A 13,335-nucleotide genomic window follows, 5' to 3' on the forward strand; every position below is an offset into this window, starting at 1 on the left:
AGCGAGCCATGAGCGAAGAGATCCGCAAGGGCCTGGTGGGCGTCGTCGCCGACACCACGGCCGTCTCGGAGGTCGACCCGGAGACCAGCTCGCTGCTCTACCGCGGCTACCCGGTCCCCGAGCTGGCCGAGCGCTGCACCTTCGAGGAGGTCGCCTACCTCCTGTGGCACGGCGAGCTGCCCGCACCGCTCGAGCGTGTCGCCTTCGAGGGGGAGGGACGCGCCCAGCGGGCACTGTCGGACCGGGTACGGGCCGCCGTCGACCTCGTCCCGACGGCGGCACACCCGATGGACGTCCTGCGCACCGCCGTCAGCGTCCTCGGGGCGAACGACCGGCGCGTGGGCGACCGCGCGGCGGACGCCGGCAAGGCCGTGGGCCTGCTCAGCCAGATCCCGGCCGTCATCGCCTACGACCAGCGTCGCCGGCGCGGCGAGGAGCTCGTCGCACCCCGCCCGGACCTCGGGTTCATCGAGAACTTCCTCCACATGACCTTCGGGGAGGTGCCCGACCCCGTCGTCGTCGACGCCTTCCGGGTCTCCCTCATCCTCTACGCCGAGCACTCCTTCAACGCCTCGACCTTCACCGCACGGGTCATCACCTCCACCGGCGCGGACCTGTACTCCGCCGTCGTCGGCGCGATCGGCGCGCTCAAGGGGCCGCTGCACGGCGGCGCCAACGAGGCGGTCATGGCGGTGCTCGAGGAGGTCGGCGAGGCGGGACGCGCGGAGGAGTGGGTGGACCGGGCGCTCGCGGAGAAGCGCAAGGTCATGGGCTTCGGTCACCGTGTCTACAAGCACGGCGACTCGCGGGTCCCGACGATGAAGGCGGCCCTGGACCGGCTCGTCGAGCGCACCGGCAACCAGGAGCTGCTCGCGCTCTACGACGCGATCGAGGCGGCGATGGTCGCCCGCACGGGCATCCGGCCCAACCTCGACTACCCCTCGGGGCCCGCCTACCACCTCATGGGCTTCGACACCGCGACGTTCACGCCGCTGTTCGTCGCGGCACGCGTGACCGGGTGGACGGCGCACATCATGGAGCAGGCCGCGGACAACGCGCTCATCCGGCCGCTGTCCGCCTACGTCGGGCCGACCGAGCGGCACCTGGGTCCCCGCACCTGACGGACGGTGCGGCCCGTGCAGCGGTAGAGGTGGCAGGATCGGAGGGTGACCGACCTCGTGACCGACCAGCGCACCGACCTCGTCGCCTCCCTGCGCCGGGCCGTCGACGGCGACGTCCACGACGACACGCTCCACCGCGGTCTGTACTCCACCGACGCCTCGAACTACCGGGTGGTGCCCGACGTCGTCGTCATCCCCCGCGACGTCGACGACGCGCGCGCCGCCCTCGACACCGCGCGGCGGCTGGGCGCACCGGTCACCACGCGCGGCGGCGGGACGTCGATCGCCGGCAACTCCATCGGCCCCGGCGTCGTCATCGACTTCTCCCGCCACGTCAACCGCATCCTCGAGCTCGACCCCGAGGCTCGCACCGCGCGCGTGGAGCCGGGTGTCGTCATGTCCGACCTGCAGCGCGCCGCCAAGCCGCACGGGCTGCGCTTCGGGCCCGACCCCTCGACCCAGAACCGGGCCACCTTCGGCGGGATGATCGGCAACAACGCCTGCGGGCCGCACGCCGTCGCCTACGGCCGCACCGCGGACAACGTCTCCGGCCTCGACGTCGTCGACGGCACCGGCCGGTCCTTCACCGCGGGGCGCGGCAGCCTCGACGCCGTGCCCGGCCTGGACGGGCTCGTCCGGGCCAACCTGGCGACGATCCGCACCGAGCTGGGCCGCTTCAAGCGGCAGGTCTCCGGCTACAGCCTCGAGCACCTCCTGCCCGAGAACGGGGCGGACCTCGCCAAGATGCTCGTCGGCACCGAGGGCACGCTCGTCACCGTGCTCGGGGCCACCGTCGACCTCGTCCCCGTGCCCAGCGCGCCGGTGCTCGTCGCGCTCGGCTACCCGGACATGGCCTCCGCCGCGGACGCCGTGCCCGCGCTGCTCGCCCACGACCCGCTCGCCGTCGAGGGCATCGACGCCCGGCTCGTCGACGTCGTGCGCCGCCACCACGGGCCGCAGGCCGTCCCCGAGCTGCCGCGCGGCGCGGGCTGGCTCCTCGTCGAGGTCGGCGGGCAGGACGACGCCGACGCGCTCGACCGGGCGCGCCGCCTCGCCGCGGACGCCGGGACCGACGCCGTCGCCGTCGTGCCGGCCGGCCCGCAGGCCGAGGCGCTGTGGCGGATCCGCGCCGACGGCGCCGGGCTGGGCGGGCGCACGCCGTCCGGCGCGCAGGGCTGGCCCGGCTGGGAGGACGCCGCCGTCCCGCCGGAGAAGCTGGGCGCCTACCTGCGCGACTTCGAGGCGCTCATGGCCGACCACGGGGTCGACGGCCTCCTGTACGGCCACTTCGGCGACGGCTGCATGCACGTGCGCATCGACCTGCCGCTCGACACGCCCGACGGCATCAGGCCGTCCCGCGACTTCCTCGTCGCCTCCGCCGAGCTCGTCACCTCCTACGGCGGGTCGCTGTCCGGCGAGCACGGGGACGGCCGCGCCCGCAGCGAGCTGCTCCCGCTCATGTACAGCCCGGGGACGATCGACCTCTTCGGGCAGGTCAAGACGCTCTTCGACCCGGCCGAGCAGCTCAATCCGGGCGTGCTCGTGCGCCCGCGCCCGCTCGACGCGGACCTGCGGCGTCCCCACGCCCGGCCGCTGCTGCCCGTGGCCGGTGGCTTCACCTTCCACGAGGACGGCGGGGACCTCACCACCGCGGCCCACCGCTGCACCGGCGTGGGCAAGTGCCGTGCCGACACCTCCGCGGCCGGCGGCTTCATGTGCCCGTCCTTCCGGGCGACGCACGAGGAGAAGGACGTGACCCGCGGCCGGGCGCGCATGCTCCAGGAGCTGGCCAACGGCACCCTCGTGGCCGACGTGCGCAGCCCCGCCCTGCACGAGTCCCTCGACCTGTGCCTGTCCTGCAAGGCCTGCTCGAGCGACTGCCCGGCCGGGGTCGACATGGCGCGGTACAAGTCCGAGGTGCTCCACCGCAGCTACCGGGGCCGGCTGCGGCCGGTCAACCACTACGCCCTCGGCTGGCTGCCGCGCTGGGCCGGGCTCGTCACCCGTGTGCCCGCCGTCGCGCGCCTCGTCAACGCCGTCCTCGGCGTGCGCCCCGTGGCGAGGCTGGTGATGCGGGCCGGTGGCATGGACACCAGGCGCCAGATGGTGTCGTTCGCGACGGAGCGCTTCTCCAGGTGGGCCACGAAGCACGACGTCACGTCCGGCGTCCAGACGTCGGCCGGGTGGGACCAGGCGGAGCGGCGGCGGGTGCTGCTGTGGGCGGACTCGTTCTCCGAGACGCTCGACGGTGCCGGTGCCCGTGCCATGGTGCGGGTGCTGCGCGACGCGGGGTACGAGGTGGTCGTGCCCGACGAGCAGGCGTGCTGCGGCCTCACCTGGATCTCCACCGGCCAGCTCGACGGCGCACGCCGCCAGCTCGAGCACACGATGTCGGTCCTCGCGCCCTTCGCCGCGAACGGCGTCCCGATCGTCGGTGTCGAGCCCTCGTGCACGGGCGTCCTGCGCGACGACCTCCTCGACCTCTTCCCCGAGGACCCTCGCGCGCGGATGATCGCCGAGAGCACCCACACCCTGGCCGAGCTCCTCACCGCCCCGGCGCCGCTCGGGCCGGGGGAGGAGTGGCAGCCGCCGTCGCTCGAGGGTGTCGAGGTCGTCGCGCAGCCGCACTGCCACCACCACTCCGTCATGGGCTGGGAGGCCGACGCCGCGATCCTCGCCAGGGCCGGCGCGCAGGTCACCCGGCTCGCCGGCTGCTGCGGGCTGGCCGGGAACTTCGGCATGGAGAAGGGCCACTACGACGTCTCCGTCCAGGTCGCGGAGAACGCGCTGCTCCCCGCGCTGCGGGAGGCCGGACCCGAGGCGGTCTACCTCGCCGACGGCTACTCCTGCCGGACGCAGGCCGCCCAGCTCGCCGGCCGCCAGGGCGTCCACCTCGCCCAGCTCCTCGCCGGCGAGCGCCGCTGACCCCCTGCGCTCCCGGCGGTCCGCGCGCTGTCGGTGGCACGGGCCGGGGAGGCGCTGAGAACCGTCCTTTCGAGGGGCCCCGCGAGCCCTTGAGAGGCGGGGGTGGCATGAGAAGATGACCCCGGTCCCCACGCGAGAGTTCAGGTCGAGTATGCCGCTGTTCGAGTTCGAGGCCGGCCAGCTGATCCCGGCGCAGATCGGCCACGCCGTCACCGACCCCGTCGACCCCGCCGTGCTCGACGCCGTCCGGGCACAGGTCCTGGAGATGCTCCGGCTGCCCGTCTTCCCCGTCACCTGGCAGGACGACGACGGCGCCCCGCGCCTCACCGCGATGGACCCCGCCGGCCACGTCGTCAGCGTCGAGGTGCTCGAGCGGCTCGACGCCCGTGCCCTCGTCGCCGCCCTCGGACGGGCCGGTCACTCCGCCGAGCGCGGCTGGATCGACGTCGCCCGCAGCTACCCCACCGGCGTGGGTGCCTTCCGTCGGGACTGGAACGCCTTCCGCGAGTCGCAGCCGGTCGGGACGGTCGTCACCGCCCGGGTGCACGTCGTCGCCGCGCAGATCGACGACGACGCCCGGCAGGCCCTCGACGCGCTCGCCGGGGCAGGGGTCGTCGTCCACGAGCTCGCGGTCCGGGTGATGTCGAGCGGTCGGCTCTTCCTCGACGTCACCGAGGTCAGCGTGCCCGTCGCCCCGCTGCCGTGGCTGCTGCCCGGCCGCACGGTCGCCGCCCTCGAGGCGTCGTCCCCCGGACTGCCCGAGCCGCCTCCCGCCGAGGACGTGCCGGCACCCGCGAGGCCGGCGCACGGCCGTCGTGCCGCCGCTCCGGCGGCCGCGGACCCCGCACCCGCCGAGCCCGCACACGCGGCGCCCGAGGGCGCCGCGTCGGGCCAGCACGCCGAGCCCACGCCCGGGCCCGGGCAGCCGGCCGCCCCGGACGAGGACCTGCTCGGCATCGGCGAGATGCTCGGCGGGCCGGCCACCCTGGTGTGGACCCGTGACGGTGGCCGCGGCGAGGCGACGCTCCGGACCGACGGGTGGATCGTCGTCGAGGGCCGCTCCTTCGGGGCGCCCGAGGCCGCGGCCGGCGCCGTCGCCGGCGAGCCGGTCACCGCCGGCGCGTGGGACGCGTGGCGCTTCGGCGAGGAGGGGCCGAGCCTGCACGAGGCGCGCGAGGAGCTGCGCGCCCTCCGCGCGCGCGGGCGCCGCCGGGCGGGCTCGGGGCTCAGGCGTCGGCGTAGGCGCGCAGCCAGCGAGTGAGCTCCTCGTAGGCCCAGCCGCGGACCGCGGCGGGGGAGAGCAGGACGTCGTGGACGGCGTCGCGTACCCGCGCGACCGTGACGAGCGGCCCCAGCCCGAGCGCGCGGCGCGCGGTGAGCTCGGCGTCGATGACCGTGTCCGCGCCGCGCATCTGCTCCGACCACCTCGGCCCGAACAGTGACTTGTCCGAGACGAGGACGAGCACCGGGCAGGTGATGTCGAGGCCGGCCGCCACCTGACCGTGGCCGGCGAGGACGGCGGCCAGCCAGCCGGGACGGATCGGGGCGCTGGGGGTCGTGCGCCAGGCGGGCTCGAGCGGCCAGCCGGTGTGCGCGGGGTCGGTCAGCTGCTCCGGGCCGAGCTCGGGCAGGGTGTCCTCGCCGTCCGTCGCGTCCCCCGCCCGCCCGGCGAGGATGCGGCTGTAGAAGCCGAGGTCCCTGAGGGGCAGGGCCGCCGTCGGCTGGTAGCGGGCGAGGGTCTCGATGACCGGGTGCCCCAGCGTGCGCAGGATCCACGAGCCCTGCAGCTCCAGCCACGGGGCGTTGAGGACGAGGGCACGCAGCGCACCGGGATGGCGGTGGGCCCACAGCGCGGCGGTGAGGCCGCCGGTCGAGTGACCCATGAGGACGACGTCGCCGAGGTCGGGGTGGTCGGCGCGGATGAGAGCGCGCGCGGCGTGGATCTCCTCGTCGTAGGTCGACAGGGACTCGACGTACCCGCGGAGCTGACCGGGGCGCAGGCTGCGTCCGTAGCGGCGCAGGTCGAGGGCGTAGAACGCGGCGCCCTCCGCGGCGCACCGGCGGGCGAGCTCGCGCTGGTGGAAGTAGTCGTTCCACCCGTGCAGGTGGAGCATGACGAAACGCGGCGGGGCGGCCGGTGGCCCGTCCGGGTCGTCCTCGGGCCGGTAGCGCACGACGGTGGCGACGACGGGACCGTCCTCGTCCGGCAGCAGCTCGACGGTGCGGGCGGTGAAGCCGTCGCCGAGGACGTCCGGGCCCCAGCGGCCCACGGGCGCGACCGGCAGCTCACCGAGGGCGGCGTCGGGGTCGTAGCGGCCCTCCTCCTCGGGGGCGTCCTCGACGTCGGGGGTCGGGCGCAGGAAGGGGATGCTCGGCACCCGCCCATGGTCGCCCGGACGGACGCGCGGCGCACGCGTCAGGACCGGGCGACCTGCTTGAGGAAGCCGCCGAGGTGCCGGGTGACCTGGTCGTGCTCGATGAGGAACCCGTCGTGGCCGTAGGGCGAGCGCAGGTAGCGGACCGGTCCGGAGCCGGGCACGCCGGCGGCGATGCGCTCCGACTCGTGCGGGAGGAACAGGCGGTCGGACTCGACGGCGATGACGAGGACGTCCGCCGTCACCTCCGCCAGCGCGGCCTCGACCCCGCCGCGGTCGCGGCCGACGTCGTGGGTGAGCATCGAGCGGGTGAGGGCGAGGTAGCTGTTGGCGTCGAAGCGCTGGGCGAGCTTGGTGCCGTGGTGGTCCAGGTAGGACTGGACCGCGAAGCGACCGCCGAGCAGCGGTTCCTCGGCGTGCTGAGGGAGACGCCCGAAGCGGCCCTCCAGCTCCTCGGCGCTGCGGTAGGTCGTGTGGGCGATGCGGCGGGCCAGCGCGAGGCCGGCGTGCGGACCCTGTCCGGGCGGGGCGTCGTAGTAGTCGCCGCCGCGGAAGTTCCCGTCGAGCTCGATCGCGGAGATCTGGGCGTGCGCCCACGCGATCTGGTCCGCCGTCGTCTGCGCGCCTGAGGCGATGACCGCCGCCGAGCGGACCCGGGACGGGGCGGTGATGGCCCACTCGAGCACCCGGTGCCCGCCCATGGAGGCGCCGACGACGTGCGCCCACTGCCCGATGCCCAGCCGGTCGCTCAGCTCGAGCTCGGCGGCCACCTGGTCGCGGACGGTGACGCTGGGGAAGCGGCTGCCCCACGGGGTGCCGTCCGGCGCGGGCGAGGACGGCCCGGTGGAGCCCTGGCAGCCGCCCAGGACGTTGACGGCGACGACGAACCAGCGGTCGGTGTCGATCGCCAGGCCCGGTCCCACGACGGCCGACCACCAGCCGGGGCTGGGGTGGGCCGGGCCGGCCGGACCGGCGACGTGCGCGTCCCCCGTGAGCGCGTGGCAGATGAGCACCGCGTTGTCGCGGGCCGGGGTGAGCTCGCCCCACGTCTCGTAGGCCAGCGTGACCGCGGGCAGCCGGCCACCGGCCTCGAGGTGGAGCGAGCCGATGTCGAGGAACTGCCGCTGCCCGGGCCCGTGCTCGGGACGCCAGGCCCCGGTGGCGGGGAGCGCCTCGGAGTCGAGGCGTGCCCGCACGCGGTGAGCGGTGGCCTGACCGCTCACCGCGTGCGGGCGGCGCTCCTCGGGGGACACGGTCCTACTCGCCCCCGACCGCCGCGGCTGCCTGGGAGACCGCGGCCGCGGCGCGCAGACCCGTCTGCAGGTCGGCGAGGATGTCGTCGATGTGCTCGAGGCCGACCGCGAGGCGCACGAGGCCCGGGCTCACGCCGGCGGCGGCGAGGGCGGCCTCGTCGAGCTGGGAGTGGGTCGTGGACGCCGGGTGGATGACGAGGGAGCGGACGTCGCCGATGTTGGCGACGTTGGAGTGCAGCTCGAGGGCGTCGACGAAGGCGATGCCCGCCTCGTAGCCGCCCGCCAGCTCGAAGGTGAGCACGGCGCCGGCGCCCTTGGGGGCGTAGTGCCGGGCGCGCTCGTGCCACGGGGAGGACGGCAGGCCCGCGTAGCCGACCTTGGTCACCTGGTCCTCCTGCTCGAGGAACTCGGCGACGCGCTGGGCGTTGGCCACGTGACGCTCCATGCGCAGCGAGAGCGTCTCGATGCCCTGGCCGATGAGGAAGGCGTTGAACGGGGAGACGGCCGCGCCGATGTCGCGCAGGAGCTGGACGCGCGCCTTGAGGATGAAGGCGGGGGCTCCCAGGTCCTTGTAGACCAGACCGTTGTAGCTCGGGTCGGGGGTGTTGTAGTTCGGGTACTTCTCCGGGTCGGCGGACCAGTCGAACCGCCCGCCGTCGACGATGGCGCCGGCGATCGAGGTGCCGTGGCCGCCGAGGTACTTGGTGGCCGAGTGGACGACGATGTCCGCGCCGTGCTCGAGCGGGCGGATGAGGTAGGGCGTGGCCACCGTGTTGTCCACGACGAGCGGCACGCCGTTCTCGTGGGCGATCCCCGAGACGGTCTCGATGTCGAGGACGTCCTGCTTGGGGTTGGGGATGGTCTCGGCGAAGAAGAGCTTGGTGTTCGGCTGGACCGCGTCGCGCCAGGCCTGGGGGTCGTCGGGGTCGGTGACGAACGTCGTCGTGATCCCGTACTTGGGCAGCGTGTGACGCAGGAGGTTGTAGGTGCCGCCGTAGAGGCTGGGGCTGGCGACGACGTGGTCGCCGGCCTCGGCGATGTTGAGGATCGCGAAGGTCTCCGCGGCCTGGCCGGAGGCGACGAGGAGCCCGCCCACGCCACCCTCGAGCGCCGCGATGCGGTCCTCGACCGCGCCCTGGGTCGGGTTGGTGATGCGGGTGTAGATCGGGCCGAGCTCGGCCAGCGCGAAGCGGTTGGCGGCCTGCTCGGCACTGTCGAAGACGTAGGAGGTGGTCTGGTAGATCGGCAGGGCGCGCGCACCGGTGGCGGGGTCGGGCTGCTGGCCCGCGTGGATCTGCTTGGTCTCGAAGGACCAGGTGGACTCGGTCATGTCAGTTCTCCAGGGTGTGGGGGAGCGGGGGCGAGCCGGCTCCCTGCCGTCACGCCGGTCCCGCGGAGGGGGCGGTGGCGCACGGGGGCCTGGCGCCGGGGGCGGCGGGCATGGCAACGGTGCGCGGTGTCACGTGCACATTCGTCGGCTCATGCTGGGGAGCCTAGGAAGGCCCGGAGCGGCTGAGAAGGGGCGTCTCGCGCAGCGGACCCGGGAACGCGGCCCGTCCAGCACGTGGACGGAGCTGGACACGGCGGCCCCACCCCTCCCCGCCGAGCGCTGAGTTGTTGGCGCCGCGTCCCGGCGAGCGCTGAGTTGTTGGCGCCGCGTCCCGGCGAGCGCTGAGTTGTTACGGGGCGGGTGGAAGGTCAGGCGCGGAGGGCTTGTGTCGGAGAGTGCGTGCACAGTTCCTCAGCGCGTGAAGGGCGTGGGTTCCAGTACCGACTCAACGCTCGCGAGGAACAACTCAGCGCTCGCGAGGCTCTGGGATGCGAGGAACAACTCAGCGCTCGCGAGGCTCTGGGTGCGGTAACAACTCAGCGCTCGCGAGGCTCTGGGGCGGAGTAACAACTCAGCGCTCGCGAGGGTGGGGTGCGGTAACAGCTCAGCGCTCGCGAGGGTGGGGTGCGGTGAGTGGGGCAGGAATGACATGGCTGTGACTCGTGGGACTGGTGTTACGGGTGTTCCGTTCTGAGGTTTGACGCGCTAGCGTGTCCGTCGGTGCCGCACCCGGCGCTGCGTGAGGCCGCCTGAGCGGGCGGCAGAGGAGGCACTGTGGGCTGGTTGGACCGTCGGCGACAGGCAGCGGTGTCCGTCGCCGTGCTCGCGCTCACCAGCGGTGTGCTCGTCAGCTCGGCCACGGCCGAGCCGCCCAGCGAGGAGGACATCGCCACCGCCCGCGAGGCCGAGGGGCGCACTGCCTCGAGCATCGCCGAGCTCGAGGTCGAGCTCGCCACCCTGGCCACCCAGCTCGAGGACGCGACGGTGCGCGCCCAGCTGGCCAACGAGGACTACCTCGGCGCGCAGGAGGCCCTCGACGAGGCGACCGCCCGCGCCGACGAGGCCCGCGAGGCCGCCGAGACCGCGCAGGCGGAGGTCGAGCAGCAGCGCACCGAGATCGGGCGCATCGCGATGTCCGCCTACCGTTCCGGACCCGGCGCCCTCGGGCCCATCGAGCCGCTCCTGTCGGCCGACAGCTTCGAGAACGCCATGCAGCGCGCGACCACCACCGAGCGTATGGGTACCCGCGCCGACGAGACGCTGCAGCGGTTCCAGGCGACCGAGCTCGTCGCCGCCACCTTCCAGCGCCGGGCCGACGAGGCCGCTGCCGCGCAGCAGGACGCGACGGCGGCGCTCGCCGCGGCTGCCGAGGAGACCCGCGCCGCCGCCAGCGGAGCCGAGACCCAGCTCGCGCTGTCCGCCGACCGCCGCGAGGGGCTCATCGCCCAGCTCGCGGAGCAGCGCGGCACGACGGCCGAGCTCGAGCGGGAGCGCCAGGACGCCCAGGACGAGGAGCGCCGCCGCCGTGAGGCGCAGGTCGCCCGTGCCGCGGCGCTCGAGGCTGCGCGCGAGCAGGACACCGCGTCCCGCGCCAACGAGCGGCCCGCTTCTCCGGCCCAGCCCGCCCCCGCGCCGTCGCGGCCCGAGAGCGAGCCGTCCCGGCCCGCGCCCGAGCCCGCCCGGCCGGCACCCGAGCCCACCCGACCCGCGCCGGAGCCGACGCGGCCCGCGCCGGAGCCGACGCGCCCGGCCCCCGAGCCGACCACCCCCGCCCCGCCCAAGCCCGAACCGAAGCCCGAGCCGGCACCCCAGCCGCCACCGTCGTCGTCGAGCGGGGCGCGTGCGGCCCTGGACTGGGCCCGCACGCAGCTGGGCAAGCCCTACGTGTGGGGCGCCGCCGGGCCGAACGGCTACGACTGCTCGGGCCTGACCCAGACCGCCTTCGCCCGCGCCGGGATCTCCCTGCCGCGCACGACGAAGGCGCAGTACGCGGCCACGAGCCGTGTGCCGGTCGACCAGCTCCAGCCCGGCGACCTCATCTTCTACTCCAACAACAGTGCCGCCTCGGGGATCTACCACGTGGCGATCTACGCCGGTGGCGGGATGCGCCTGCACGCGCCGTCGCCGGGCAAGAACGTCGAGCTCGTCCCCATGTACTGGCCGAACGTCCTGCCCTACGGCGGGCGGGTCTGAGCTACTCGGCCTGACCCGGCCCGTGCGGGTCGGCGTGCTCGTAGTAGCCGGAGTCCTTGGCGCGCTGGAAGGAGCGGCGGATCTCCTCCTCCGCCTCCTCGCGGCCCACCCAGTGCGCGCCCTCGACGGACTTGCCGGGCTCGAGGTCCTTGTAGACCTCGAAGAAGTGCTGGATCTCCAGGCGGTGGAACTCGCTGACGTCCTCGATGTCCGTGCGCCACGACGCGCGCTGGTCACCGGTGGGCACGCACAGCACCTTGTCGTCACCGCCGGCCTCGTCACGCATGCGGAACATGCCCAGCGCGCGGCAGCGGATGAGGCAGCCGGGGAAGGTGGGCTCCTCGAGGAGGACGAGCGCGTCCAGGGGGTCCCCGTCCTCGCCGAGGGTCATCTCGATGAAGCCGTAGTCGTCGGGGTAACGGGTGGAGGTGAAGAGCATCCGGTCCAGGCGGATCCGTCCGGTCTCGTGATCCACCTCGTACTTGTTGCGGTTCCCCTTGGGGATCTCGATCGTGACGTCGAACTCCACTGCCTGACCTCTTCTCCTGGGCGCCGGAGCCTCGCCGGGGTGCGGGACCGGGGGTGCGCTCATGTCGTTACCGGGCACTAGTCTGACCTACGAGTTCGCAGAACGCGGCCACGACGTGGCGCAGGAGGGTGGCGGCCGGCGTGGCGTCGAGCAGCAGGCGGCGGGTGACGGCCGCCGTCACCACCCTGCTCCTCCTCCTCGTGGGCGGCTACGGCGCGGCCGACGCCGCCGACCTCGTCCCCGGTGTCCTCACCACCCGGCCGCCGGTCCCCGAACCCGCTCCCTTCCCGGAGCCGACCGCCGCGCCGGCCGCGCCGCTCGTGCCGGGCCTCGACCCGCAGGCACAGGTGCCGTCGGCGCAGCGGCTCACCGAGCTCAGCGAGGCGCTCGTCGCCGACGAGCGCACCGGCGGGGACGTCGGCGTCGTCGTGGAGGACGCCCTCACCGGGGAGGTGCTCGTCGACGTCGGTGGTTCCCGGCCGCGTACCCCCGCCTCGTCCGTCAAGCTCCTCGGTGCCGTCGCGGCGCTCGACGCGCTCGGCCCCGGCCACGTCCTGCGCACGACGGCGGTGGCCGGGGAGGGCGGGCAGGTGGTGCTCGTCGGCGGCGGGGACATCCTCCTCACCGACGGCGAGGCCAACCCGCGCGACGTCGTGGGCCGCGCCTCGCTGCGCGACCTCGCTGCCCAGGCCGCACCGGCGCTCGCCGGGCAGGAGGTGAGCGTGGCCGTGGACGACTCCCTGTTCACCGGCCCGCTCTACGCCCCCGGGTGGGGCGGTATCGACCTCGACTTCGTCATGCCGGTCCAGCCGCTGGCCGTGCGGGCCGGCGTCGACCCGAGCGGCGGGTACCGGGAGGACCCGGCCCTCGCGGCCGGCGCCGCCTTCGCGGACGCGCTGCGCGCCGAGGGCGTCGAGGTCCGCGGGGAGGTGGTCCGTGCCGTCGCCCCCGCGGACGGCCAGGAGCTGGGAGCGGTGGAGTCCGCGCCCCTGCGCGACGTCGTCGCCCACACCCTGGCGGTGTCGGAGAACTCGGTGGCGGAGGTGCTCTCCCGGCTCGTCGCCGTCGCCGACGGCGAGGAGGCCACCTTCGCGGGCGCCGCCCGCGCCGTCGTCGACCGGCTCGCCGGGCTCGGGATCGACACCGACGGCGTCACCCTCGCCGACACCTCCGGTCTCCTCGTGGAGAACCAGGTCCCGGCGCACGTCCTCGCGGACGTCCTCACCACCGCGATGGAGCGCCCCGAGCTGCGCGGCGCCGTCACGGGCGTGCCCGCCGCCGGCCTCGAGGGCACGCTGAGGTCACGGCCGATGGGCCCGGCGGCCGGGGTGCTGCGGGCCAAGACGGGCACGCTCACCACGGCCGTCAGCCTCACCGGTCTCGTCCAGGACGTCCGGGGCCGGCTGCTCGTCTTCGCCGTCGTGGCCGACGAGCTCGAGCTCGGCGGCGTGGGCCCGGCCCGCGCCGCCATCGACGAGTGGGCCGCCGAGGTCACCACCTGCGCGTGCGGCTAGCGTCTCCGCACTGCGCAGCTGGTGGCTCCGCCGACGCCGCAGCGCCCGGAGGCGTCGCCGGACCCACCAGCTGCGACGATCGGGGACGGCGCTGC

Annotated in this window: 9 protein-coding genes; 5 read left to right on the plus strand and 4 right to left on the minus strand. The window is 74.8% G+C overall.

What is annotated here, in order from left to right:
• Positions 1-8: 8 nt before the first annotated feature.
• From DSZ44_RS09655 to DSZ44_RS09665, 3 genes are all read left to right on the plus strand, one after another.
• Complete coding sequence (locus DSZ44_RS09655) at positions 9-1,121, plus strand: bifunctional 2-methylcitrate synthase/citrate synthase (protein ID WP_110852426.1); 1,113 nt, start codon at positions 9-11, stop codon at positions 1,119-1,121.
• Between the two features lie 45 nt (positions 1,122-1,166).
• Complete coding sequence (locus DSZ44_RS09660; protein ID WP_110852427.1) at positions 1,167-4,046, plus strand: FAD-binding and (Fe-S)-binding domain-containing protein; 2,880 nt, start codon at positions 1,167-1,169, stop codon at positions 4,044-4,046.
• Positions 4,047-4,197: 151 nt separating this feature from the next.
• Positions 4,198-5,307 carry a hypothetical protein gene (locus DSZ44_RS09665; protein ID WP_110852428.1) on the plus strand — a complete coding sequence of 370 codons (1,110 nt, stop codon included), beginning with the start codon at positions 4,198-4,200 and terminating at the stop codon, positions 5,305-5,307.
• Here the strand turns inward: DSZ44_RS09665 and DSZ44_RS09670 are convergent.
• From DSZ44_RS09670 to DSZ44_RS09680, 3 genes are read right to left on the minus strand one after another with little or no spacing between them, the layout of a single operon-like run.
• The gene (locus DSZ44_RS09670) at positions 5,273-6,424 is read right to left on the minus strand and encodes an alpha/beta hydrolase (protein WP_258369387.1); all 1,152 of its coding nucleotides are present in this window, start codon (positions 6,422-6,424) and stop codon (positions 5,273-5,275) included. The two genes, DSZ44_RS09665 and DSZ44_RS09670, sit on opposite strands and share 35 nt — an antisense overlap.
• Before the next feature lie 38 nt (positions 6,425-6,462).
• Positions 6,463-7,674, minus strand: coding sequence for a homoserine O-acetyltransferase MetX (gene metX / locus DSZ44_RS09675; protein WP_110852429.1), 1,212 nt, complete (start codon positions 7,672-7,674; stop codon positions 6,463-6,465).
• A 4-nt stretch (positions 7,675-7,678) separates the two neighbouring features.
• Positions 7,679-9,004, minus strand: coding sequence for a bifunctional o-acetylhomoserine/o-acetylserine sulfhydrylase (locus DSZ44_RS09680; RefSeq protein WP_110852430.1), 1,326 nt, complete (start codon positions 9,002-9,004; stop codon positions 7,679-7,681).
• A 783-nt stretch (positions 9,005-9,787) separates the two neighbouring features.
• Here DSZ44_RS09680 and DSZ44_RS09690 point away from each other — a divergent pair.
• Positions 9,788-11,197, plus strand: a complete 1,410-nt coding sequence (locus DSZ44_RS09690; protein ID WP_146237514.1) for a C40 family peptidase — start codon at positions 9,788-9,790, stop codon at positions 11,195-11,197.
• A gap of 1 nt (position 11,198) precedes the next feature.
• Here the strand turns inward: DSZ44_RS09690 and DSZ44_RS09695 are convergent, their stop codons facing one another.
• Positions 11,199-11,726: an inorganic diphosphatase gene (locus DSZ44_RS09695; RefSeq protein ID WP_110852433.1), complete on the minus strand. Its 528-nt coding sequence runs from the start codon at positions 11,724-11,726 to the stop codon at positions 11,199-11,201.
• Between the two features lie 140 nt (positions 11,727-11,866).
• On the opposite strand from DSZ44_RS09695, the gene dacB reads away from it, so the two are divergent.
• Positions 11,867-13,240 carry a D-alanyl-D-alanine carboxypeptidase/D-alanyl-D-alanine endopeptidase gene (dacB, locus tag DSZ44_RS09700; protein ID WP_181424597.1) on the plus strand — a complete coding sequence of 458 codons (1,374 nt, stop codon included), beginning with the start codon at positions 11,867-11,869 and terminating at the stop codon, positions 13,238-13,240.
• The last annotated feature ends 95 nt before the right edge of the window (positions 13,241-13,335 follow it).

This window comes from Georgenia satyanarayanai, from assembly GCF_900116375.1.
GTDB classification, from domain to species: domain Bacteria; phylum Actinomycetota; class Actinomycetes; order Actinomycetales; family Actinomycetaceae; genus Oceanitalea; species Oceanitalea nanhaiensis.

Excerpts from the sequence above, each read along its gene's own strand:
- DSZ44_RS09655 (WP_110852426.1), top strand. The coding sequence starts at position 9 with ATGAGCGAAGAGATCCGCAAGGGCCTGGTGGGCGTCGTCGCCGACACC.
- DSZ44_RS09680 (WP_110852430.1), bottom strand. The coding sequence starts at position 9,004 with ATGACCGAGTCCACCTGGTCCTTCGAGACCAAGCAGATCCACGCGGGC.
- DSZ44_RS09665 (WP_110852428.1), top strand. The coding sequence starts at position 4,198 with ATGCCGCTGTTCGAGTTCGAGGCCGGCCAGCTGATCCCGGCGCAGATC.